Source organism: Niallia sp. FSL W8-0954 (genome assembly GCF_038005605.1).
GTDB lineage: Bacteria > Bacillota > Bacilli > Bacillales > Cytobacillaceae > Niallia > Niallia circulans_A.
The window spans coordinates 66913-91518 of record NZ_JBBOTN010000001.1 but is presented as its reverse complement, the minus strand read 5'-3'; the positions used below and the strand labels follow the sequence as shown (position 1 = coordinate 91518).

Here is a 24606-nt window from a genome sequence, read left to right as displayed (position 1 = left end):
GCTGCATAACAAGAGTTTTTTAATCTAAAACAAAAAGCCCCCTTTTCAAAGGAGGCCTATTTCCAAGGCTGATTTTTATGCTTATTCTTCATCAAATTGATAAAGAGGTGTGCTTAGGTAACGTTCTCCATTACTTGGGATAATTGCAAGTACTTTTTTACCTTTTCCTAGCTCTTTTGCAACTTGTAATGCTGCGTAAATAGCCGCACCAGAAGAAATTCCACCTAATACGCCTTCTTCTTTCCCTGCACGACGAGCATATTCAAAAGCGTCTTCATTTGTAACCTTAATAATACCGTCATAAACTTCACTATTTAAAATTTCCGGAACAAATCCAGCACCGATACCTTGGATTTTATGTGGTCCTGGTTTTCCACCTGACAGTACAGGAGAATCAGCAGGCTCTACTGCATATATTTTGATATTGCTGTATTTTTCTTTAAGCACTTCCCCAGCACCAGTAATAGTTCCACCTGTACCGATACCAGCAATAAATGCATCTAAACCTCCCTCGCCAAAAGCCTCCACAATTTCTGGCCCTGTCGTTAATCTATGTACTTCAGGATTTGAAATATTTTTAAATTGCTGTGGAATAAAGTAACCATTCTCTTTTGCCAATTCTTCTGCTTTGCGAATAGCTCCACCCATCCCCTCTGGTCCAGGGGTTAATACTAATTCAGCACCGTAAGCTTTCAAAAGTCGACGACGTTCCATACTCATCGTTTCAGGCATAACCAAAATCGCACGATAACCTTTTGCAGCAGCAACCATTGCAAGGCCAATACCAGTATTTCCACTTGTTGGTTCAATAATCGTACTGCCTGGTTTTAAGTCTCCGCTTTTTTCAGCAGCTTCAATCATCGCAAGCGCAATACGATCTTTTACACTGCTTCCTGGATTCATGTATTCTAACTTTAAATAAACATCTGCACTTGAATCATCCACTAAACGATTTAATTTTACAATGGGTGTGCCACCGATAAGATCTACTACAGAATTTGCTATTCTTGACATGTTCTATCTCCCCTTATCTTTATTCCGAGTATTTTAATTGGTTTTATAATATTAATTTACCAAATAACCCTTTTGTTTGTCAATTGATATGTTTGTATTTTCCGAAAAATTAATCTTTAGTTGCTTTCTATCGCAGTTTATACTTAAACAGGGACAAAGAGGATAAACACAAGGACATATCAGCCAAACCACTTAATCTCCACTTTATTCTAAAAAAAGAAACTCCTTATTCAGCTATTCTACATAAAAAAAACCTGCAAGGGATAGTAAGTCCCAATTCTGCAGGTGTCTTATAACTATTTTGCTTCTTTTAATAATGTTTCTAGCTCATCCTTTGTAAACAGATATTTCTCATTACAAAAATGGCATTCCGCCTCTGCCTGACCGTCTGTGTTGATAATATCTTCAATTTCTGCTTGACCTAAACTAATAATTGCATTTGAAAATCTTTCTTTCGAACATGTGCAAGTAAAGGAAATTGGCATATTCTCAATTACCTTCACATTATCTTTTCCACAAATTTCTTCCAAAAGCTCTTCTGGCGTTAAACCTTTTTCAATTAATTTCGAAATAGGCGGAATTTCACTTAATCTTTGTTCAATCTTTGTAATTGTTTCATCCTTCGCTCCGGGCATTAATTGAATAATGAAGCCTCCAGCTGCTAAAATGCTGTTATCTGGGTTTACTAAAACACCCACGCCAACAGAGGAAGGCACCTGTTCTGAATTAAACAGGTAATAAGTAAAATCTTCTCCAAGCTCTCCAGAAACAATTGGCACCTGCCCAGTGAAGTAATCACGCATTCCAATATCTTTTACAACCGATAGCGTGCCCTCCGTTCCAACAGCTCTTCTAACATCTAATTTTCCATGTTCATTTAAATCGAAATGTACTTGTGGGTTAGTAACGTAACCGCGGACTTCCCCTTTCGCATTCCCATCTACTAGAATAAGACCAATCGGACCGCCGCCATCGATTTTCACTGTTAGCTTTTGATCACCCTTTAGCATTGCTCCTAACATTGCTGTAGCTGTTAATGATCTCCCTAAAGCAGCGGATGCTGTTGGCCAAGTATGATGTCTTCTTTGTCCTTCTCCTACTGTTTCTGTACTTCTTACTGCATATGCACGAACTTCACCATCAAACGCTAATGCTTTTACTAAATAATCGCTCATTGTTTACTCCTTATCTTCTATCAGTTAATGAACGGAATGAAAGTTCCGTTTAAACATATTTTATTTTAGTGTATCCTTATTCTTCTTATAAATAAGCTGTAATCCCTTTAAAGTAAGAAACGGATCTATTTCATCAATAATATTTGACTCTTTTGCAATAAGATTCGCTAATCCACCTGTAGCAATAACCTTTGGCTGTACATTGCTTTCTGCCTTCATCCTTTTCACAATGCCTTCTACCTGGCCGACATACCCAAAAAGAATTCCTGACTGCATAGCTGATACAGTATTTTTACCAATTACTCCTTCTGGCCTTGCAATTTCAATACGCGGTAATTTAGCTGCTTTTGAATACAATGCCTCTGTCGCAATGTTAATACCAGGCGCTATCGCTCCACCCATGTATTGCTTTTGCTCATTTATATAACAAAATGTTGTAGCAGTTCCGAAATCAACAATAATCAATGGACTTCCATATTCGTGAATAGCCGCAACTGCATTAACAATTCGATCAGCTCCGACTTCCTTAGGATTATCATATTTTATGTTTAGTCCCGTTTTTGTTCCTGGACCAACAACTAACGGTTTTAAGTGAAAATACTTTTGACACATTCTTTCTAAAGAAAACATAATTGGAGGAACAACAGAAGAAATAATTATTCCATCAATATCTGAAAACGTTAAATCAACATGATCAAATAGGGATTTAATGATCATACCATATTCATCTTCCGTTTTATAACGATTTGTTTCAATTCTCCAATGATGTCTTAATTCTTCTTTATCATAAACACCTAATACTATATTTGTATTTCCAATATCAAAGACAAAAATCATTATAGTCACCACTTTTTATTAATTTCATTTTCCCGTCATATCTTGTATCGCTTTATATACTTAGGAAAGCTATATCTAGAGTCTATCCAATACTGGAAATATCATAACATACAACAAGAAAGAGACAAAGCCTAAAGCAATGGCTGTTTCCAAAAGATGTGGTTGTAAAGGTTCTCTAACAAAAAAAGACACGCTTGAAAGCGCATCTTTTTTCAACGATTACTCGTTATCATCTTTTTTGTTAATATTTACTTTTAGATCTTCTGTGCCTAAAGTAGTATCAGCCTTCTTTGTACGGTCAGGCAAGACACCATCTTTGTATAAACTATTGATTTGTTCTGCATCCAACGTTTCAATTTCAAGAAGTGTTTCAGCGATTAAGTTCAACTTCTCACGGTTTTCTGTAAGAATTTGTTTTGCTCTTTCATAACATTCCTTTATAATTCGTTGAATTTCTAAATCAATGTCATATGCAATTGCATCTGAATAATTTTGTTCATTATTTAAGTCACGACCAAGGAATACTTGACTTTGCGCTTGACCAAATTGTAATGGTCCAAGTTTATCACTCATTCCGTATTCTGTTACCATTTTACGGGCAATACCTGTAGCTCTTTGGAAATCATTATGGGCTCCAGTACTTACTTCCCCAAATACGATATCCTCTGCAACACGACCGCCAAGTAATCCAGTAATCTTATCAAGAAGCTCTTGTTTCGTCATTAAGAAACGATCTTCCTTAGGAAGCATAACTGCATATCCACCAGCTTGACCTCTAGGTACGATTGTTACTTTATGAACCATATCCGCCTCATCTAATACAACACCAATAATCGTATGTCCAGCTTCATGGTAAGAAACAATGTTTCTTTCTTTTTTGGAAATAACACGACTTTTCTTGGAAGGTCCAGCAATAACACGATCTGTCGCTTCATCCATGTCTTCCATGTCGATTTTCTTTTTATCCGCTCTCGCTGCAACAAGTGCAGCCTCGTTTAGAAGGTTTTCTAAATCCGCACCAGAGAATCCCGGAGTACGTTGAGCGATGCTTTTTAAATTAACAGACTCATCTAAAGGCTTATTACGAGCATGTACACGTAATACCGCCTCACGACCATTAACATCTGGTCTATCTACCGTAATTTGTCGGTCAAAACGACCTGGACGTAATAATGCAGGGTCAAGAATATCAGGACGGTTTGTAGCAGCAATGATAATAATCCCTTCATTTGCACCGAATCCATCCATTTCAACTAATAGTTGGTTTAACGTTTGTTCACGTTCATCGTGTCCTCCACCTAAACCAGCGCCACGTTGACGACCAACAGCATCGATTTCATCAATAAAGATAATACAAGGAGCATTTTTCTTCGCATTTTCAAATAAATCACGAACCCTAGAAGCCCCTACCCCAACAAACATTTCCACGAAGTCAGAACCACTGATAGAGAAGAAAGGTACACCAGCTTCTCCTGCAACAGCTCTAGCAAGTAATGTTTTACCTGTTCCTGGAGGTCCATTAAGAAGGACACCTTTTGGTATTCTAGCACCTAGCTCAGCAAACTTTCGGGGATCTTTTAAGAATTCCACTACTTCTACTAGCTCTTGCTTTTCTTCATCTGCGCCCGCTACATCATTAAAGCGAACCTTTTTCTTTTCTTCGTTGTATAGTTTTGCTTTACTCTTACCAAAGTTCATTACACGGCCGCCGCCGCCACCTTGGGCTTGATTTAACAAGAAGAAAAATAAGATAAAAATAATCACAAACGGAATAATTGAAGTAAAGAATGTGATCCATCCACTTGTTTCTTGTGCAGGCTTGACATCGATTTTGGAACCTTCTGTAGCAGCCTTTAAGATCACTTGAGCATTTGTTTCATTATTAGTTACATAGGAAACAAATGTTTCATTTTCTTTATAGCCCTTTAATTTCCCGCGTATTTCAAGGACACCTCTTTCAGGCTGCTGCGTTATTTCGGCAACATCACCAGCATCAAGGTGATTTATTAATTCAGTATATGTTAATTGCTTGGTAGGCTGATTATTTCCATTGAAAAAACTAACCACACCGATAATTACTAAAAATATTAATAAATAAAAAATGGTATTACGAAAAATACGGTTCATCCCTTACCTCCTCCCACGGTAAACAAACTATAGAGTATAGTAACATAGAAAATTAAGTAAATTCAAGGAATTACCCTCTTCGGGCTAGAATTCCTCTTTTCATGTACTTATTCACTGTCACTAGTATAAACTTCCGGTTTTAAAACACCAATATATGGTAGATTTCGATACCTTTCCGCGTAGTCTAATCCATAACCAACAACAAAAGCGTCTGGTACGATAAATCCTACATAATCTGCTTTAAGATCTGTCTTTCTACCAGTTGGTTTATCAAGAAGTGTCACAATTTTGATTGATTTTGCTTTACGATAACGGAACAACTCTACAAGATAGCTTAAAGTTAATCCACTATCAATAATGTCCTCGATAATTAGTATGTCTCTTCCTTCCACAGAAGTATCCAAATCTTTTAAGATTTTTACTTCTCCAGAAGATACAGTAGAATTACCGTAGCTTGACACATCCATAAAATCCATTTCAAGGTATGTATCCACGCGTTTTAAAAGATCTGCCATAAAGGGCATAGCACCTTTTAATACTCCAATTGCCAAAGGAAATTTATCTTGATATTCCTCTGTAAGCTGAAATGCCAAATCTTTGATTTTACCTTGTATTTCCTCTTCAGATATCAATATTTTTTCAATATCGTGTTTCATTTCTTGTGTGCCCCCTAGAAGATCATTGCTTTTTATATGTTATTAATAGATTACTACCACTATTCGTATTACTATGAGAATATATCGATTTTTTTAGTCCTGGTATCCAAAGAATTTCACCTTTGCTATCCGTAACGATTGGCCAATGATCTCTCTTATGGATTGGAATCTTTTCATCGATAAAAATACGGTTCACTTTTTTCCTTCCATCCATTCCTTTTAAATGAATTCTATCACCATCTCTTCTAGTACGGATAATAAGAGGAAAAGAAATAGAAGTTGCATCCAAAAGAATACAATGGTCATTAGTAATCGTTTCACCGTTTATATATTCTACCTTAATATTGTACCCATTTGGTAATAATAACTCTCCCATTTTTGATAATTCATAATAAAAGGATTGTGCTGGAGATAAATTAAGTTGAAAATGAAGAAAATGATACGACTTTTTCACTTTCAAACCATTCGGGAGATCAATATTTCCAGAAGAATGAGGACTCTTAAGTAATATCATCATTTGCTCAGTATGTAATGCGGATAATGAAATAGGTATCTCGTCATAGAGATAATTTAATATTAGTTGAATACATCTTCTTTGTAAAGGAATAGCTATTAAAAGAAAACGATTAATATCAACTACTACTTCCGCAGCCTTTTTTTCAACCAATACCTCAGAAAGCTTTTCTTCAGCCTGCTTCATTAAATAGGTTTCATCATCTGTTAATTCTTCACTAAACCGTTGAAAATGCTTTGCCGCATGAATGTTTTCTTTTTTTAAAAAGGGCACAACTTGTTTTCTGTATCTATTGCGGCTATAGGTATCTTTTTCATTGCTTGGATCTCTTCTTGGATTAAGATTATGTACTTTACAATATTCCTCAATGTCTTCCCTTTCTAAACATAAAAAGGGACGAATAATTTTTCCTGTACCAAATGGACGCATAAAAGGAATTCCAGCCCTTGATTTACCTAAACTTCCTCTCGTTAATCGCATCAAGATGGTTTCTATTTGATCATCTCCATGATGACCTAATGCTAAGTAATCTAAGTTGTGCTTCTCCATTACTTTTTCATAGAAGGAATACCTGCATTCTCTTGCTGCCTTTTGTGAATTCATTCCTGTTTTTTGGATAAATGCTGGTAAATCTATTCGCTCCCAAGAAAAAGGAATATTTCTTTCTTCACAGAACGATTTTACAAACTCAGCCTCCTCGAGCGACTCCCCCCCTCTAAACATATGATCCACATGTCCAGCAAAAACCTTGATTTTCCATTCTTCTTGTTTTGTCCATAAAAAATGAAGGAGTGCTAAAGAATCTGGTCCTCCAGAAACTCCAACCAAGATTTTCTTACCTTCTAGGTTCATATTTTTTCCTTGCAGGTAATTTAAAATTTGATCCTCAAACATTTTTGATTACTTCCTTATCACTATCACTATTCTACCAGCCCTGATGTTATTACTTTTTCATCAGAGGTTGTAGTTACTATAGTCTAGGATATCACTTTTTTAAAAGTGATACCAAAGACTATTCTCTAAAAATTTCTAAAAATCCTCTTTTCAAGTTAATTGACCATATATATACAAAATATAACAAATAGAGATAAGGATAATGATGACTATAGATTCAGCCCATCCTGCCTTTTTCTTCTTTTTAACCAATTTACTTCTTGTCTGAGCAGAAGGAGCAGGTTGACTGTTCGCTTGGCGAGCTTTACTTCTATTCGTTCCAGCTGTTATTGTGCTTCTACTTGTTTTTTTTGATTCTCCACTTGTTAAATTTAAATAATCTAATCGCATTTCTTTTGCCGATAGATATTTTCCTGTTAACGCATTTACTAGAATCCCCTCAAAACGCATTAATCCTTGCTTTTGTCGAATCATCATATGCAGCTGTTTGATTCCGCCCTCCTTTTTATTAAAACGCTGTGGATAATAAAGATTCAGTATAATCATCGCAACAGCAAACAAATCATATCCTGGCTCTGCCTTTCTTGTTCCTAACCCCCAGTATCCTCTATCAAAGAACTCTGTAAATTCTTTAATCGCTCTCCCTTTTATGGTTGTCCCCCCTACATCAATGCATCTAATTTTCGTTGGGGGCCCTGTAATAATTAGGTTTTCTGGTTTTAAATCTCCAAAGACCCAATTATTTTCATGAAGATTTTGTAAATCCTTTAATAATTGGATCATTAGCACATCAATCCATAATACTTCCTTATTATGAATAAAGGTTAGTAAATCTGGTCCACTAATATACTCCATTACATAAAAAGAAGTAGTTCCTCTATTTGTTACCCAATCATCTACATCTATTAAAGAAGGTCCAAGGCTATAACCTTGGACCTTTGCGAAGGATTTCAAAACATTTACTTCAGAAGTTATAGATACACTATTGTTGCTTAATTTCAAAGCAACTCTTCCTATTTTGGAATCTGCTAAAAAAACTGTACCATTCGCTCCATAGCCAAGTTCCTTTAAGACTGTATATTGCTTGTTATGCCACTTTCCTTTTATTACTGTTCCACTATTTATTTTAAATTGACTCTTCGATGTATTCATCATCACTTGAAATCAAGCTCCTTAATGAGCGCTTATGCTTAAAGTAACGAATGGCTTCTTTTAAAGCTGGACCTGTTGGTGTAATGCCTCCTGTCGATAACTTTGGAAAGATACTTGTTAGAGATTCTAGACGAGGTGTCCAATCCATTAATTTTTCGACATCTTTCTTTTTCCCGGGAAATACAAACACAGAGTAGCGATTCTCGCCAGATCGGGCATTCAAGCTTAAAGATAGGTCAAGTAAGGCTTCTTTTACAGTTGGTAATTTATGCTTCATACTGGCGCTTGTATCTAGTAATACTAACACCTCCAGTTCAACTGTTTCCCCCAGTTCGTCCACAACCTCCATTACCTCTCCTCTTTTTTCTGGAGGAAGATCCTCCATTGTTTTAGAGGAACCTAGTATTTGCTGAAGCTCTTTATTTACTACCCCTTGGAGTGTTTGGGTCATCGCCTTTTTCGTTACCATTTGGACAGTCTGACTTAACTGCTGCGCATACACAACTTGACTAACACCGCCTCCAGAGAGTGCAATGCCTTCAATTTCTTTCATTCCCTGCTCATCAATTGTATCTTGTTCCATGACTCCAATAACATTTACCGTAATTCCTTGTTCATTTGCTAATGCTGCCATTGCGATAGGATCTTCTCCTTTATTAGAACATCCATCTGTGATAAGCAAAACCTGCTTTAACGTACCTGTTTTCATAAATATCTCCCCTCCATCTTTATGAGTTAGTCCCATTCTCGACGAAAAGAGAAGTATTTATACCTTTTCCAAGAATAAACAGATTAGTATAATAAAAACTAACACACAGTGTTTTTCTCCTACTGAATGTTAGTCCTTTAAATTTATATAAAACTAGAAAGACCATTTTAAACGATCACATTTAGTTTGCGATTTGCTTAAAACCTTTTACTGGAATGGACGCCCACTTCGGAATATTATGGTCAATTTTCGCAACTAACACGGTCATGTCGTCTTCAATTAAGCCTAAGCGAGATCGGATAACCTCCTCCATAATTAAATCTGCTACCTCTTGAGGGTTCTCTGTTTTCAATTCCTTAATTTTTCTCTTCATCCAAATCTCAAAGTTCTCAACATGTTTTGGTCCTTCAAACACACCGTCACTCATCATAATGAGAAGATCTCCAGCCTTTAATTGTTCACTCACAACATCCACATCAAATTCTTGGAGAATTCCCATTGGCAGATTACTTGCCTGTATTTTCATAACCTTTGAACCTCTTTTGATGAAACTAGGTGTAGAGCCAATTTTCAGAAATTTAACCGCTGCGTTTTGGAGATCAATCATTGCTAAATCCAGTGTAGAAAAAATTTCATCTGTTGTTCGCAAAGATAGAATGGAATTAATTGATTTTATCGCTACTTGTTCTTCAATTCCTGATTGCAGAATTTTTTGCAATAATTGAAGGGTCTCTTCGCTTTCTACATGGGCCCGCTTCCCATTTCCCATTCCATCACTAATTGCCATAGCGTATTTACCTAAACCTAGTTCAATAGTAGAGTAGCTATCTCCTGAAATAAACCCGCCATCCTTTGCTGCATGCGCAACACCAGTCTCTATTGTATAAGCTTTCGCTGACCGGAATGTTGCATGACTATAATCTTTGGAGTACTCAGATACCTCCTCTTTATTTACAATAATGGTCTCGCCAAGAATATCCGATAGCATTGGCGCAATTAGTTTTTCACATTCTCCATAGCCTGTGTTGTATGGAATAGTGATATCGATATCTACATTTCCTTGTTCCAAGCTGTATATTTCAACATTTTCAATATGAATGCCAAACTCTTGAATAGCTTCTAGGATTAATTCCTCCTGTTTGTAGTGATTTTCTCTTTCTCTTTGAATTTCTTTTGCAAAATCACCCATTACCTCAGATACACCAAGCAATTGATCTGCAACTAATTTCCTGCTTTCCTGGACTTGTTTTTTTAATTTTTGGTTTGCCTGGTACAATGTCAATTCTTGATGGATTGCATCCGTCACCTTCTTCGACCTTGTACAATGTTTATCCCACTCCCTTTGAAGACTAGTGGAAATATTTCCACCAGTATCAGCCATTTCAGTCATAATATCTTTCATATAATCATAGGTTGTATTAAAGTTACGTGCCCAGCAATGTTCTTTACGAAAACATGTCTGACACGTCTTTTCTGTCACATTGCTTAAAAAGTAATCTAGCTCCTTATCCTCTTCCTCTATCATTTCACTTATATTTGGGGAAGAAAAACTTTTAGAGAGTGCTTGAAATACATTGGAGAATTGAGATACTCTTTGAGCTGTTACATCTCTCATTTTTCTCATATATTGCTGTTGTTCTTGGGAATATTCTGCTGTTCCTGGTATATGCTTTGCTATGCGTGAGGTTAAACTTCTCGGTGTCATAAGAAACAGGAAAACAGCTATAGTTGTTTCCATTAACGAAACAGATAGGACGCCACCACCTTCTCCATACATGCCAATAAGGAGAGTGGCAATAAATAAACCAAGTGCTACACCGATTTTCTTTCCTTCTTTCAGCAATCCACCTAGAAGACCAGAGAAAGCCAATAAGCTCATATGATAGAAGCTAGAAATGCTTGCAAGACTAAAAATTAATCCGGTCACAACGCCAACAGTCGAGCCAATAGTGGCCCCTGCCATAAAGGAAAATAGGAGAACTAAATAACGAGACATAATATGTTCAATCGATAAGCCATAAACGGCCCAGCCAATTGTTCCAGTCATAATAGAAGCTAGCATAATGATAAGACAGACAATTTCTTCTGTTTTAAGGGCTTGTCTTCTTTTATTGACCGTAAGTAACGGCAGACTTTGTAAAAAAATTAATGTAAGTATATAGCCAAGACTTCCTTCTACAAACGCTAACATTCCACCATACAGTGTAAAACCATTTGTTAAAAGATAGGCTTTCACTAAGCTGCCTAAAAAGACTAGTCCAAACACAAATAATGGGACAAGTTGCTGCTCTTTATTTTTCCAATTTAAAATAATTTTATAGCTAATCAAAAATAAGAAAGATAAGACAAAGTTAGAAGCTGCCTCTGTTACCCCTAAAGTAGCAGCGCCGGCTATTAATCCAATAAGCGCGAGTGGTGCTTTATCTTTCCTTGATAGATATACTGCCGCAAAAAATGGAAGAGCAAAAGGGGTAAGTTGTCCTAATATTAAAGCTCGTCCAAGTAAAAATCCGAGAATCAACAATAAAAAGCCTTTTACTAAAAAGAAGTTTTCTACTTTTGTATAAAATTTATGAACTAATGTACTGAAGCTATCTCGCGACTTCCCAAAATCAACTTCACCAATCGGATCGATTATATCCCTTTCCACTTTCTCCATAAACCACACTCCCTAACAAGTATCGTTGCTCCACATTATAGAAGCTAGTTATTTAAAAGTTTGTCAAAATAACGAAGCAGTTCCAATCTTTCGCTCGACTTCTTTCCTCCATTTTTTTATGGAAATACAAAATTCGATAGATTCCTTCTATCAAGCAAAAAGAAGTTACTTTATAATTAGTCAGCCTTACCAACAGACAATCTTAATATAAATGATCTTTTCTACAGTCACTTTTTTATATTTATTGCTTATTTTTGTCATTTCATGCAATATGCTTTTTGGTCTTTCAACTCATTAACAAGTGCTTAAACATACACCATACTAACATATTAAATAAATGTCTAAAATCTATTGACATTGCGATTATTTATTTGTATTATATTAATTGTCTTGTTAATATTATGGCGGTGTAGCTCAGCTGGCTAGAGCGTACGGTTCATACCCGTGAGGTCGGGGGTTCGATCCCCTCCGCCGCTATCACAAAAAAACCCACGTAAAAATTTTTACGTGGTTTTTTTGTGTTCTTTTTACGGGAATAGCTAAACAGACAAACTTCCTATAAAATATAAAAAGCAAGCCAAATTGGCTTGCCTAAGCTATGGGAATATATAAACGATAAACCCTGCTATCTATTTGGTTATTCAGCAGCAAGTTACCCTCGTCTAGCGCCTCTTCCCCCGCGTTTCGACTCAGTATTTCGTTTCAGAGAAGCTAATCGATCTTCACTGTCTTTTAAGAAACGAGCCATTTTCGATTCGAAATTCTCTTTAGGAGCACGATTTTCATTTGATTTTGCATTACGTGACCTTTGAGAATTCCCACCGGAATAGCCGCCTCTTGATTCTCTTCTTTCTCCGCGTTCGTATTGTGGTCTTTCTGGTCTCTCGGGTCTTTCTGGTCTATCTTTTGCTTTCTTAATAGATAGTCCAATTTTTCCATCTTTCTCGACATTAATCACTTTCACTTCGACTTCATCGCCTACTTTTAAATGATCATTAATGTCTTTTACATAATTGTCTGCGACCTCACTAATATGAACAAGACCTGTTGCGCCTTCTGGGAGCTCAACAAACGCACCAAAATTAGTAATTCCTGTTACCTTTCCTTGTAACTTGCTGCCTACTTCGATTGACATAAAAAAGTTTTGCCTCCTTAAGGATATAAAAAATCGTACTTACTTATATTATACAGAATGGAAAAAAAGAGTGTCAATATTACTGCCAACCTTATTATTTTCCAGTTGTGTTTTTTGCATCTTTTTCAGGGATATTAAAAATAATTTCCCCTTTTTTTGAAAGTAATAAGTCTTTCCTTGCTAATTTAGCTAAATACTCTTCATCATTTAACTTAGCAATTTGGTCTTTTAGGTCTGCTTCTTTCTTTTCTAATGCAACAAGTTGTCCATCTAACTGTTCTTTCTCTGCTCTTTTCTCTTTTAAAGTGGAGCTTTGTGATATGAGTGTGGAAATCATAATAAAGCCAATAACAGCAGCACATACGAAGAACGTTGTCAGCCTGCGCATCAATAGCTTTTTCTTTCTAGCTCCACTAAGACTATTAGCTTGATGCTGTAAATTATATTCTGTTGGAAATGTTGTAACATCTGGTTTTCTTATAGCACTCATATGAGGCTCCTCCTTTCCATTATTTTTTTCTTTTAGCCATCCATTGTTTCAAATAGTTCTTTATTTTAAAGTAATATCCTGCCAATTTATTAAAAATTCTCTCGACGAATAATTTACCCTTTTTCGGCACAATTAGCCACAGTAGAGATAAAAGCCATTCAATTGGTTTAAAGAGTATCCCTATAATAAATCTTAATGTCCTAATTATACCACTGACAAGTGCCATAAGTCCCCTGCCCAGAGCAATTATTATCGAAAAAAGGAAGAAAATGATAGATTTAATTGGCTTGTATACAATATTTACTCCTACTCTAAGGAAAAAACGATAAGTATGGACGCAAAAAGAAATGATTCCTTTTAATAATTGAAGATAAAGAGTTTGAAACAAACTTTTATACATAGCAAAACCTAATAGCAATGCTAGGACCAAATAAATGCGAACTTCTCCTTTGTTTACTAGGAAAAGAACATAAAACATAAGAAGAGCTTGCAAAACCCAAAAAAGGATATCATGAATAAAGACAATACTTCTTTTCCTTTTTGGCCTTTTCAAGAAGTATTGATATGTATCTAAACTTATACCAAAGAATAGACCCATGCTAACCATAGCCAGCATGGTCATAAATTGTGTAGATAGTGTCATCGGAATATCTTGCTAAAGAATCCCTTAGCCTTATCTCCACTTTGATCGTCTACATAAACTAAATCAAATACTTTACCTTTAATAGAGACGATTCCCTTTTCTACATCAAGGTTTTTCATTTGCAGATTTTGACCACGAATAGATAAAAATCCCATTACTGTCTCTAATATAAATTCTTCGTTATCAAAACTCTCTACTTGCTTTACTCCCGTAATATCGAGCAGCTTTCTTCCTCTCATGATCACATCATGGTCTACCGTATTATTACTTTTCGTCATATTTGATTCATGATATTGGCTCATCATTATCCCTCACAATCCATTAGTACAATCTCTACTTGTACAAATATATGTGAGGAATCCTTATTTTAGAACAAGCCTTATAGGCGAAGAAAAGAACTCTACTTTGTTTATTGCCATCTATTTCGATTACTAAACTTATGAAAGTGTTTCTTCTTTAATTATTTTATACATATTGGCAGCATCTTCTTTCTTCGTGGATTCCTGCAACATTTCCACCTTAGCTGTAACTAGCTTTTGCCCAAAACGAACCTGCAGCTCATCACCGACCTTTACATTGGTGCTTGCTTTCGCCTGCTGTCCATTCACTAAAATTCTTCCTTGATCCGCAACTTCCTTTGCCAATGTTCTTCGTTTGATTAAGCGCGAAATTTTCAAGAATTTATCTAGTCTCATTCTAATAGCTCCTTCACGTTGTTATTTTTTCTTTGCTTCATTCCAAAAGCCGTCTAATTCTTCTAAACTCATTTGGCTCCATTCCTTCTCAGACTCTTTTACCCTTTCTTCTATATAAGAAAAGCGCTCAATAAACTTTTTGTTTGTCCGGAAGATGGCTAATTCTGGATCTACTTTATAAAACCTAGCAATATTTACAAGCGAAAACAAAATATCGCCAAATTCACTTTCTATTTGTACATTATTATTAATCTCTTTTAATTCCTCTTGAAACTCCAGAATTTCCTCTTTTACCTTTTCCCAAGCTCCTTCTGCATTCGGCCAATCAAACCCTACTTTTGCCGCTCTTTTTTGCAGTTCGTAAGCTTGCATCAAATTAGGTAACGCACTATTTAATCCTTCTAAAACAGACTCCCTGTCCGTTTTCACTTCTCGTTTTTTCGCGTTTTGCCAGTGCTTCATCACATCATCAACAGAATCTGCTTGTTCTTCTCCAAATACATGTGGATGTCTACGAATCATTTTATCGGAAATCCCTTCCACTACATCATCAATTGAAAAATATCCCTCGTCTTCTCCAATTTGACTATGAAGCATCACTTGCAATAACACGTCTCCAAGCTCTTCAATAATGTGGTCAATATCTCCTTCATTAATGGCTTCAATTAATTCATAGCTTTCTTCCAATAAATATTTTCGTAAGCTTTCATGAGTTTGTTTTTTATCCCATGGGCAGCCATTTGGTCCACGAAGCTCCGCTATTATCTGTCTCAGCTGAGAAAAGTCTTTATATAAGATCTTTTCTTCTTGAACAGGTGGTACATATATGCTTGTTAAATTATTTAAGTCTACCTCTCTATCTAACTCATGCAGCTCTATTTCTTTTATCTTTTCTAGACTACTTCCAGCTGCAGTAACAACTTTAATTGGATAATCATGCGGGAGAATATCCAACAAGGTTAACTTCACTTCCGATGCAGAAAAAGTATCATATACCTGGCCAATAATCAAATGATTTCTAAGCTGAATACTTGCTCGATTAAGAGCAGTTCCATCTAGCAGCTGGAATCCTTCGATTGGATCGATTCGCAACGCCTGGAAAATACTGTCTAAGAAGCTTTGACCACCAGCAATTTCGATAGAGGCCATTCCTTCTTTATCTTTTTCTATTAAGATTTGTACCGTTTTTTCTGCAACAAGCGGGTGACCTGGAACAGCATAGACAATATCCGTTTCTTTTGCTTTCTCTAATAGAAATTCAACAATCTCTTCATATACAGCATCAAATTGATTATGTTTTTCATAAATAGAATCAAAGGAATAAAAGGTTATTCCTTCTTGCTCAAGCATAGAGAGAACAGGATGATCCTTCGTTCGTACATATATAGTCTTATTCTCATCAACTAAGCTGCGATAAACGCCCAACGGCAGCTGGTTTATATCTCCTGCGCCTAATCCAATAATTTTTATTTGACTCATTTTATTTCCTTCCTTTTTTCGGTAAAAACCATTTTAGTTTACTTCCTAACGGTAATAAAGATAATTCCTTTTCTTTAAAAACATTTCCTCGTACCACTATAACCACATATATTATTCCACCTATTACTACTCCAGATACTGCTTGAATAGCGCTTTTTATCCTGTTATGCTCTATCCCTTCAAGCAGTAGAGAAGAAAGTGGTATATACCCTCTAAGCACAAGTAACATAACTAAACTCGCACCACTTATAATCATTACTTGCCTTATACTAATAAGCGGCTCTTTGACTATTTTTTTTAATTTTACTGCCATTAAAATTAGAATAATAGATAATACAATAAGTGATGCATAGGCTGCTCCATATATCCCAAAAGAAGAAATAAGTATGATGTTAAGAACATACTTCCCTATAAAGCCTAATACAATCAAAACAGCTGGATAGAAAGAATGCCCTAATCCTTGCAGGATGGCCATTATCGTTGCAATAATTGCATTAAGAAATATTACAAAAAACAGAACAGTAAGAACCTCTGAACCGGCATCATTCTTAAACAGCATGCTGTTTGTCTCTCGAATGATACCAATTAGTCCTACTGTTGCTCCAAGTCCAATAAAAAAACTAACTATAAGAGAAAAATGAATATTTCTCATAAGATCTTTCTTACTTGTTTTTTGGCGATTCTTTGTAATAAGAGGGACAATACTTAAAGCCATCGAAGTAGAAATGATACTTCCAATTTGTATGAGCGGCTGCCCTCTATCATAAATTCCCTTCATTACTTTGGCCTTTTCATCAGCCATGCCATTTTCCATTAATAACGAATATAAATTCAATGAATCCGCTAATTGCAATAACACTAAAAGCATACTACTAATAGAAATAGTTATGCCCTCATATAGTATTCTTTTACAAAGAATACGATTCTCCTTTTCAAAAAGAAGCGAAAAGCGAAACAGGGAAAAAGAAAGGGCGGATTTCCTATAAAAATAGATTAAGACGAACAAGGAGAGTAAGCCTCCGACAACAGAGCCAAACATAGCACCTGACCCAATGGCATATAAGGAGTAATTTTGATAAGAAAAAAACACAGCGACAAACAGAATAATCCCTACTCTGATTAATTGTTCGCCCACCTGTGAAACTGCAGTCGGAATCATATTTCCCTCCCCTTGGAAAATCCCTCTCAAAATAGCGATCAAAGGGGAAAACAGAAACGCAAAAGAAATAACCTTCAATAAGGATGCCAAATAAGGATCCCCCATCCATGAAGCTAGTCTCCCTGCATTAAAAAACAAAGCCAGAAAAGCTATCATTCCAATGGGAACAAATAAGAAAAAAGAGGAACTCACAAGTCTATTTATACCCGATTGATTCCCCTCTACTTTCATTTCCATATACAATTTTGATAGTACAACTGGAAAACCATATGTAGATAAAGCAATGATTACCCCATAGAAAGGATAAACCTGCTGATAGATATAAAAGCCTTTATCACCGACAATATTTTGAAACGGTATTCGATATACAGCACTTAGTACTTTAGTTATTAAGGCAGCTATCATAAGAATAAAAGCGCCTTTAAACCAGACATTTGATTGCGAAGTCTTCACATGTCTAGCTCCTTCCATAATTACTTTCGCTAGTATTATAGCATAGTTAGATGGAAGATGTATCCTTGTACATAATACTTTTTCCATATATTAACACAAAAAGAAGACGGTGGGATATAAGTATTTCAATTAACTTTAACTCCGAACAATTACACGAAATTTTTTGTGTGTACGTATAATTGTTCGGGGGTTAATTAATTTCAAGAAAGAAGGTTTGTGGTGATCACCCGCAGCCTGAATACACTTTACTTTCCCTGGGGCGAGCGCCAAGCCTCCCATAGGAGTCTACGTGTATTCAGCCTGCTCCGTTTTTCCTAGTAATGTTAGTTTGCTTAAAAACTAAATGGTCTGTGTCCAATAGAATATTGAACTCAGACCATAGGTTAAAATAATGTGTCTAATTTTTTCTTTATCCATTATATATTTTGTTTTGTACCAGCAGCCTAAAAACAATTCCTTTATTCTATAATGCTTAGTAAGATAATAATTAGCAATGGAACAAAAACAATGACATACCCAATTGGATTCGCAAAGTTCAATGTCCAACCAACACCAAAACGCTTCTCTACAAAAATAGAAGGATCGCTTTTATTAAAATAAATTAAACCACCCTTCCAATAGCTATCCCCATCAAAAGATGAGATTTCTTTGGTGTCCTGTTCTTCCCCCTCTGCTCCGCGATTTAATCTTTCTAATTTAATCGTAAATAAAATTGCCCCAATTAATATAGATAAGGTAATAATAATTGGAATAAGAAAGACTAAGTGATCACTGAAGATATTATCGTATAAAATAGTTAATTGTAACAATATAATAAGAACTGTTATAGCAATAGACGTAAGAAGGAAAAACCAGCTTGTATATTTGCGATACTTTAGCTGTCTAAGCTTAGATGCATGTTTATTATTGGCACTTATTTTAATCCCTGATTTTTTAGTGGCGCTGTTTATGCTTAAGAACATAATCTGCATAACCAGTAAAATCAGTAGCATGGACACACCAGATATAGGCGTCTTCTTCGTAAATCGATCAGCTTTTCCAGACAATCCCCAGTGTACAGGAATTTCCGCTGGTAATAAATGATACTGTGTTGCCGTAAAGATCAAAAATCCTACCGTAATAATTATTGGAATAAGAAAAACATACCACGGGAGCATCTCATCCTTTTGTCTAACTCCAATTTCTGTTATATTTATTTCTTTTAGCTCCGCCTCCCACTTGTTCTCTGCTTTTAGTGCCATCATTTTTCCGTGAAAATAAAAGTAGAGACTTAAACTCCAAAACAAAATAGCAAACAGCAAAACGGTTCCACCAATCGCTACTTGATCTGCTTGAATATTATTCGCAGCTTGCCAAATATAATAAGCAATAATTCCAATAAGAGAAGGAATGATAACCAAGAGAGAATATCGTCTTTTATAGGTTGAAATTTGCGGATTATTTACTTGTTTGTTGGGAATGGTTACCCCAAATACAACTGTTTTTCGTACTAGAAAAGGCATAGCAGCTTCAAAAAAAACAGTTATGATGATCATACTAATAAAAATAATGGTCTCCATATTTTATTCCTCCTTTAATTTATGGATAATGGATTGTATTAACCCCGTTATTTCTTTTTCCTTCATTCCTATTACTAAAGCTTCCACAATCATTGGTTTTAGGCTATTTGAAATTCTGCCCTGCTCTTCTTGGGTTGGAATCCCATTGTTTGTTCGAATGATTGCACCAGATTTAGGAATAATTTGAATGAGCCCCTTTTTTTCGAGAGCATGATAACTTTTATTCACAGTATGCATATTGACACCTAAATCAGCGGCCAGTGAACGAACAGATGGTAACACATCACCATTCTGTAATTCTTGCCTAATTATCCCTATCATGATTTGCATGGTAAGTTGTTCATAGATGGGCATTTCCAATTCAGGATTTATTTGTATATACATCATTAATCACCTCATACTGTTATATTCTTATTATAACAGATTTGTTCTACGTTTAATAGAACAATTTTCATCATAGAGTCTATTCTATTCGTAAATGAAAAAAGTCGACAACTCTTTTTCGAGTTTGCCGACTTTAAAATTTATGCTTTAGTAAAATTGTTAGGTAAACCTTATGATTCCATTTGGCGAGCTAAAAATCCTGCTGCGGTTTCTACTGCCTTTTTCTCTACATCACCAAGTGAGTCCTCTTTTGCGAAAATGACAACCGCCCCAATTGGATCACCATTTGCAATAATAGGACCAATAGTATAGGCAGAAATCGTTTCAGTAGTACCATCAACTAAGGATACTTGATCTTGTTGATTCATCAGAATGGACCCTCTATCCTCCATGGCCTTTTCCACTACACTACTAATGTTCTTATTTAAATAGTCCTTTTTCGATCCACCCGAAACAGCGATGTAGGAATCTCTATCACAAATTAGCACAGCATTTCCTAAACTATCATAGAGAGCCTCTGCATATTCCTTAGCAAAATCGCTTAATTCACTTATAGGTGAATATTTCTTTAAAATAACTTCTCCATCTCGATCAACAAAAATCTCTAATGGGTCCCCTTCGCGAATTCGTAATGTTCTTCTGATTTCTTTTGGGATAACGACACGACCCAAATCATCGATTCGACGCACAATTCCAGTTGCTTTCATTCCGTGTTGCCTCACTTTCATCAGATGATTTTTTAAAATTGGCGAAAGCATTCTCACTATACATGAAATGTTCACCATATTTAAACATAGTATCTTTCATATGGTAAGTTCTATACATTAATCATGCAAAATTTTCTCTAGGTAGCTTTATTTTCCTTTTTGAATATTTCACGAAGGAAAAAGATTTACCATATTATCAATCTTGACTCCCATATTGGGATAAATCATTTATTTATTCCTGTATTTACTTAGATGTCATTCAAAGGAAAATCTACTATTGTTATCTATATTGTTTATACCCTTGTCCCCCTATATTAAACATCCTATTAACGCAATTTTCTTTATAAAATAGGAACAGGAAGGACGGGCGGCACAAACAAGTTAGCTAGTGGGGAAAGATAAGCACTCTATATAACGATTTAAATAATGACTGGTTTATAGTATTTATATAAGCCAATAGAGAACACTTATCCGAATTAGAGGACTTTAGATTTTTGAAAACGAAAAACCCAAATGATTATACGAAATTTTATTAGCATCCGTATAATTACTCGGGTTTCTCTTGTTTGGGGATACTTACGCTCCTATTACAAGACTGTAAGGAAGTTCGTCCCCATTATTTAGTTACTTGTTCTGGTTCTTTTTTAAATGTATTTAATGCTTCTACCATTTCATGGCAAGCTTTCAGCCACTTTTCTTTTTCGACACCTTTTACATGGAAGATCATTTTTAATTTTCTTCCTTCCATACCAAGACCAATCATTCGACCATACTTAGAACTTTTCTCAAATATTTTTTGGCCATCCATTCGATCGCTTCCATGTTCCGATAATAAAATAAGAACTTCATCCTTCGTCTGCTTGATCAATTCTACTCCTGCTTGCTTTCCATAAATCTTCATTTCTGTGATTTTGAAAAGATACGAAACTTCTTCTGGATAGTCTCCAAAACGATCAATTAATTCTTCTCTTAGCTCTTCCATATCCTCTAAGGAAGTAACACCTCTAAAGCGTTTATACATTTCAATTTTTTGCTGTCCATCATTAATGTAAAAATCAGGAATATAGGCATCTATATCTAGGTCAATTTCAATCGTCTGCCTTTGTTCATCACTAATTGTTCCTTTTCTCTCTTCAATGGCTTCTTTTAGCATTTGAGAGTATAAATCAAACCCAACTGAATCAATAAATCCATGTTGTTGGGCACCGAGAAGATTTCCAGCACCACGAATAGTCAAATCACGCATAGCAATTTTAAAGCCAGATCCTAATTCCGTAAACTCTTTAATTGCCTGCAATCTCTTTTCCGCAACTTCTGTTAGAACTTTATCCTTCTTATACGTAAAATATGCATAAGCTACTCGATTCGAACGTCCAACCCTTCCTCGTAATTGGTATAATTGCGACAACCCCATACGATCTGCATCCTGGACAATTAGTGTATTTACATTTGGTATATCTACTCCTGTTTCAATAATCGTCGTACTTACTAAAACATCATATTCCCCTTCTAAAAACCCAAGCATTACTGATTCCAATTCATTTTCTGTCATTTTCCCATGAGCATAAGTAACTCTAGCGTCAGGCACCAACATTGAAATTTCCTCAGCCTTTCTCTCAATGTCTTCTACCCGGTTATACAGAAAATAAATTTGGCCATTTCTAGCAAGTTCTCTTTCAATCGCTTCTCTTACAAGCCCACCGTTATACTCCATTACATAGGTTTGAATAGGGAATCTATTTTCAGGAGGGGTCTCGATAACTGATAAGTCACGTACACCTAGCATAGACATATGGAGTGTTCTTGGAATTGGTGTAGCCGTTAGCGTCAATACATCAATGTTGGTTTTTAATTGTTTTATTTTCTCTTTATGCGTTACACCAAAGCGTTGTTCCTCATCGATAATCAATAAACCTAAATCTCGATAAGAGATATCCTTTGATAAAATCCGATGCGTTCCTACGACAATATCAATTGTTCCCGCTTTAAGACCTTTTAGCGTGTCATTTTGCTGTTTTCTCGTTCTAAATCTGCTGAGTAAACCAATTTCAATTGGATAATCCTGAAAACGCTCTCTCAATGTTTCATAATGCTGTTGCGCTAAAATAGTTGTTGGAACCAAGAAGGCTACTTGCTTTCCATCCGCTATCGCTTTAAAAGCCGCTCTGATTGCAACCTCTGTTTTCCCATAACCAACATCTCCACAAAGAAGGCGATCCATCGGTCTTTCTCTTTCCATGTCTTTTTTAATCTCATGAATAGACCGTAATTGATCCTCTGTTTCCTGGTAGGCAAATGCACTTTCAAATTCTCGCTGCATTTCTCCATCCGGAGAGAAGGCATAACCAACAGAAGCCTCTCTTTCTGCATATAGCTTAATAAGATCATCCGCTATATCCTGAACAGAAGACTCTACCTTTTTCTTTACTTTCTTCCAATCGTTACCGCCCAATTTGTATATCTTTGGTTCTTTGCTCTCTGATCCAACATATTTTTGGACCAAATCAATCTGCTCAACAGGAACGTATAACTTATCATTTCCTTGATATCGCAAATGTAGGTAATCCTTGTGGACACCATTAATTTGAAGTGTTTCAATCCCAAGATATTTACCAATACCATGGTTAACATGGACTACATAGTCACCAACATTTAACTCAGAGTAGCTCTTAATACGCTCTGCATTTGTCAGCTTTTGTCTTCTTTTGGATATCTTTTTAGTCTTTGTCTTAAATAGTTCTTCTTCTGTTATTACCGCTAATTTTAGGATAGGAAGCTCGAAGCCTGACTGAAGATGTCCTTCTAATAATTGAATTTTCCCTTCAGAAATCTTCTTAGCATTTTTTTGAATCATTACTTCCATATCATAATCTTGAAGAACTTGCTCTAACTTTTCTAAGCGTTCCTCACTATTACCAAGCAGAACAACGGTGTAATGATTTTTTTTCCACCTTTCCATTTCTGTCTTCAAAACATTCATTTGCCCGTGGAAATTCTGCATTTGTTTACAAGAAACATTTATGATATTTTGCGGATTAGTATTTGGCACATGGCGTAAAAATAAAGATAAGTAGACAATGGGCTGTTTTGCCTGATGTAAAAGATGATTGATACTCTGCGATAAGGTTAACCCATGAATAATTTCTCCCTCACCTAACAAGCTTGTATACCAATCAGCTTCCTCTTTCTCAAGCGTGTCATTCATTTCTTGCACTCTACTAATTTCATCGACAATTAAAAAACCGTTATTCGGTAAATAATCTATTAAACTGATATGCTCTCCATAAAGAATGGATAAGTATTTATATAATTGTTCTGGCTTTTGCCCATTTCTTAGCTGTTCCATTTCCCTACTAATATTTTGGGTCAGTAACGTCTTTGTCGCTTCATCTTTTATTTTCTTTAAGCTTTGGGCTAAGCCTTTTTCCAACATAGCCAGCAAGTCGCCGACTGCATTCTCATCATAAAGAATTTCTGTCGCTGGTCCAATGCTAACGTTTTCCTTTTTTTCCTTCGAACGTTGATCTTCAAGTGAAAAGGCTCTAATCGAATCAATTTCTGTATCAAATAATTCAATCCGGAGCGGATCTTCCTCCGTTAATGGATAAATATCTAAAATTCCACCGCGCACACTAAATTCTCCCGGCGATGAAACCATCTCCGAGCGTACATATCCCATATGAACAAGCTTTAATAAAAAGGCTTCTAAATCAAGATCTTGCCCAATCTCAAGTTTTAGCTGAGCTTCCTTCCATAACTTTTTTGGAGGAAGTAGCTTTCTCAGACCTGCTACTGGCGCAATCATGATTCCCGACTTTTTTTTCGCCCAATAATTCAATACCTCTATACGCTGAGCCTTTAATTCTGGACTTGCAATACTAATTTCAGCTGCAATTAACTCATTTGCAGGATAGAGAAAAACATCCTTTTCATCCACAATATTGGTAATATCATCGTATAGTTTTTGCGCCTGTAATAAATTATGAGTCACAATTAGTAATGGCTTTTTTGTTTTTTCATAAATTGAAGTCATATATAGAGTACGTGCTGAATTGGAAAGTCCTGAAACCAATTGTTCATGTAACCCAGCTTCTAGTCCTGAAATGACATTTTGTATATCTTCTTGCTGTTTAAATAATTGTTTTAGCCCTAACAAAAAATTTTC

Annotated in this window: 20 protein-coding genes and 1 tRNA gene; 1 reads left to right on the top strand and 20 read right to left on the bottom strand. The window is 35.8% G+C overall.

What is annotated here, in order from left to right:
- Nucleotides 1–81: 81 nt before the first annotated feature.
- The 9 genes from cysK to spoIIE all read right to left on the bottom strand — a co-directional run bounded on the left by cysK (nt 82) and on the right by spoIIE (nt 11737).
- A complete protein-coding gene (gene cysK / locus NX902_RS00455; protein ID WP_095333939.1) occupies nt 82–1014 on the bottom strand; it encodes a cysteine synthase A in 933 nt (310 codons plus the stop codon).
- A 296-nt stretch (nt 1015–1310) separates the two neighbouring features.
- Nucleotides 1311–2189 (bottom strand): Hsp33 family molecular chaperone HslO, encoded by an 879-nt coding sequence (hslO, locus tag NX902_RS00450; protein WP_095333941.1) that lies wholly within the window; start codon nt 2187–2189, stop codon nt 1311–1313.
- Nucleotides 2190–2249: 60 nt separating this feature from the next.
- Entirely contained in the window at nt 2250–3026 is a 777-nt protein-coding gene (locus tag NX902_RS00445; protein ID WP_163187701.1) for a type III pantothenate kinase, read from the bottom strand.
- Between the two features lie 219 nt (nt 3027–3245).
- The gene (ftsH, locus tag NX902_RS00440; RefSeq protein ID WP_047944393.1) at nt 3246–5153 is read right to left on the bottom strand and encodes an ATP-dependent zinc metalloprotease FtsH; all 1908 of its coding nucleotides are present in this window, start codon (nt 5151–5153) and stop codon (nt 3246–3248) included.
- A 107-nt stretch (nt 5154–5260) separates the two neighbouring features.
- Nucleotides 5261–5809, bottom strand: a complete 549-nt coding sequence (gene hpt, locus NX902_RS00435) for a hypoxanthine phosphoribosyltransferase (protein WP_047944392.1) — start codon at nt 5807–5809, stop codon at nt 5261–5263.
- A gap of 22 nt (nt 5810–5831) precedes the next feature.
- On the bottom strand, nt 5832–7217 hold the full coding sequence (gene tilS / locus NX902_RS00430) for a tRNA lysidine(34) synthetase TilS (protein ID WP_123258669.1): 1386 nt from the start codon (nt 7215–7217) through the stop codon (nt 5832–5834).
- 150 nt (nt 7218–7367) lie between these two features.
- Nucleotides 7368–8375 (bottom strand): protein kinase domain-containing protein, encoded by a 1008-nt coding sequence (locus tag NX902_RS00425; protein WP_171509175.1) that lies wholly within the window; start codon nt 8373–8375, stop codon nt 7368–7370.
- Nucleotides 8344–9078 carry a vWA domain-containing protein gene (locus NX902_RS00420; protein WP_095333947.1) on the bottom strand — a complete coding sequence of 245 codons (735 nt, stop codon included), beginning with the start codon at nt 9076–9078 and terminating at the stop codon, nt 8344–8346. The genes NX902_RS00425 and NX902_RS00420 overlap by 32 nt, the downstream gene beginning before the upstream one ends.
- Nucleotides 9079–9259: 181 nt before the next feature.
- Nucleotides 9260–11737, bottom strand: a complete 2478-nt coding sequence (gene spoIIE, locus NX902_RS00415) for a stage II sporulation protein E (protein ID WP_123258668.1) — start codon at nt 11735–11737, stop codon at nt 9260–9262.
- A gap of 403 nt (nt 11738–12140) precedes the next feature.
- Here spoIIE and NX902_RS00410 point away from each other — a divergent pair.
- A tRNA-Met gene (locus tag NX902_RS00410) sits at nt 12141–12214 on the top strand.
- Nucleotides 12215–12389: 175 nt separating this feature from the next.
- Here the strand turns inward: NX902_RS00410 and NX902_RS00405 are convergent.
- The 11 genes from NX902_RS00405 to mfd all read right to left on the bottom strand — a co-directional run bounded on the left by NX902_RS00405 (nt 12390) and on the right by mfd (nt 24597).
- Nucleotides 12390–12872, bottom strand: coding sequence for a S1 domain-containing RNA-binding protein (locus tag NX902_RS00405; protein ID WP_047944385.1), 483 nt, complete (start codon nt 12870–12872; stop codon nt 12390–12392).
- 94 nt (nt 12873–12966) lie between these two features.
- Nucleotides 12967–13362 (bottom strand): FtsB family cell division protein, encoded by a 396-nt coding sequence (locus tag NX902_RS00400; RefSeq protein ID WP_095333951.1) that lies wholly within the window; start codon nt 13360–13362, stop codon nt 12967–12969.
- Between the two features lie 19 nt (nt 13363–13381).
- Nucleotides 13382–14005 (bottom strand): spore cortex biosynthesis protein YabQ, encoded by a 624-nt coding sequence (yabQ, locus tag NX902_RS00395; RefSeq protein ID WP_095333953.1) that lies wholly within the window; start codon nt 14003–14005, stop codon nt 13382–13384.
- On the bottom strand, nt 14002–14307 hold the full coding sequence (yabP, locus tag NX902_RS00390) for a sporulation protein YabP (RefSeq protein WP_095333955.1): 306 nt from the start codon (nt 14305–14307) through the stop codon (nt 14002–14004). Before yabP ends, yabQ begins: the two co-directional genes overlap by 4 nt.
- Before the next feature lie 135 nt (nt 14308–14442).
- Entirely contained in the window at nt 14443–14700 is a 258-nt protein-coding gene (locus NX902_RS00385) for an RNA-binding S4 domain-containing protein (protein WP_016204747.1), read from the bottom strand.
- Nucleotides 14701–14721: 21 nt separating this feature from the next.
- Nucleotides 14722–16179, bottom strand: coding sequence for a nucleoside triphosphate pyrophosphohydrolase (gene mazG / locus NX902_RS00380; protein ID WP_341123508.1), 1458 nt, complete (start codon nt 16177–16179; stop codon nt 14722–14724).
- 1 nt (nt 16180) lies between these two features.
- Nucleotides 16181–17791 (bottom strand): putative polysaccharide biosynthesis protein, encoded by a 1611-nt coding sequence (locus NX902_RS00375; RefSeq protein WP_341160488.1) that lies wholly within the window; start codon nt 17789–17791, stop codon nt 16181–16183.
- Nucleotides 17792–18249: 458 nt separating this feature from the next.
- Complete coding sequence (locus NX902_RS00370) at nt 18250–19350, bottom strand: DUF1648 domain-containing protein (protein WP_235850358.1); 1101 nt, start codon at nt 19348–19350, stop codon at nt 18250–18252.
- 3 nt (nt 19351–19353) lie between these two features.
- Nucleotides 19354–19737: a GntR family transcriptional regulator gene (locus NX902_RS00365; protein WP_328588027.1), complete on the bottom strand. Its 384-nt coding sequence runs from the start codon at nt 19735–19737 to the stop codon at nt 19354–19356.
- Nucleotides 19738–19904: 167 nt separating this feature from the next.
- Nucleotides 19905–20441, bottom strand: a complete 537-nt coding sequence (gene spoVT, locus NX902_RS00360) for a stage V sporulation protein T (protein ID WP_047944373.1) — start codon at nt 20439–20441, stop codon at nt 19905–19907.
- Between the two features lie 616 nt (nt 20442–21057).
- The gene (mfd, locus tag NX902_RS00355; protein ID WP_123260154.1) at nt 21058–24597 is read right to left on the bottom strand and encodes a transcription-repair coupling factor; all 3540 of its coding nucleotides are present in this window, start codon (nt 24595–24597) and stop codon (nt 21058–21060) included.
- Nucleotides 24598–24606: the final 9 nt, after the last annotated feature.

Coding starts and splice junctions, on each gene's coding strand:
- hpt (WP_047944392.1), bottom strand. CDS start 5,809: ATGAAACACGATATTGAAAAAATATTGATATCTGAAGAGGAAATACAA.
- NX902_RS00400 (WP_095333951.1), bottom strand. CDS start 13,362: ATGAGTGCTATAAGAAAACCAGATGTTACAACATTTCCAACAGAATAT.
- spoIIE (WP_123258668.1), bottom strand. CDS start 11,737: ATGGAGAAAGTGGAAAGGGATATAATCGATCCGATTGGTGAAGTTGAT.
- NX902_RS00385 (WP_016204747.1), bottom strand. CDS start 14,700: ATGAGACTAGATAAATTCTTGAAAATTTCGCGCTTAATCAAACGAAGA.
- NX902_RS00405 (WP_047944385.1), bottom strand. CDS start 12,872: ATGTCAATCGAAGTAGGCAGCAAGTTACAAGGAAAGGTAACAGGAATT.
- ftsH (WP_047944393.1), bottom strand. CDS start 5,153: ATGAACCGTATTTTTCGTAATACCATTTTTTATTTATTAATATTTTTA.
- NX902_RS00445 (WP_163187701.1), bottom strand. CDS start 3,026: ATGATTTTTGTCTTTGATATTGGAAATACAAATATAGTATTAGGTGTT.
- hslO (WP_095333941.1), bottom strand. CDS start 2,189: ATGAGCGATTATTTAGTAAAAGCATTAGCGTTTGATGGTGAAGTTCGT.
- cysK (WP_095333939.1), bottom strand. CDS start 1,014: ATGTCAAGAATAGCAAATTCTGTAGTAGATCTTATCGGTGGCACACCC.
- tilS (WP_123258669.1), bottom strand. CDS start 7,217: ATGTTTGAGGATCAAATTTTAAATTACCTGCAAGGAAAAAATATGAAC.
- NX902_RS00370 (WP_235850358.1), bottom strand. CDS start 19,350: ATGGAGACCATTATTTTTATTAGTATGATCATCATAACTGTTTTTTTT.
- NX902_RS00365 (WP_328588027.1), bottom strand. CDS start 19,737: ATGATGTATATACAAATAAATCCTGAATTGGAAATGCCCATCTATGAA.
- spoVT (WP_047944373.1), bottom strand. CDS start 20,441: ATGAAAGCAACTGGAATTGTGCGTCGAATCGATGATTTGGGTCGTGTC.
- yabQ (WP_095333953.1), bottom strand. CDS start 14,005: ATGACACTATCTACACAATTTATGACCATGCTGGCTATGGTTAGCATG.
- mazG (WP_341123508.1), bottom strand. CDS start 16,179: ATGAGTCAAATAAAAATTATTGGATTAGGCGCAGGAGATATAAACCAG.
- NX902_RS00420 (WP_095333947.1), bottom strand. CDS start 9,078: ATGAAAACAGGTACGTTAAAGCAGGTTTTGCTTATCACAGATGGATGT.
- yabP (WP_095333955.1), bottom strand. CDS start 14,307: ATGAGCCAATATCATGAATCAAATATGACGAAAAGTAATAATACGGTA.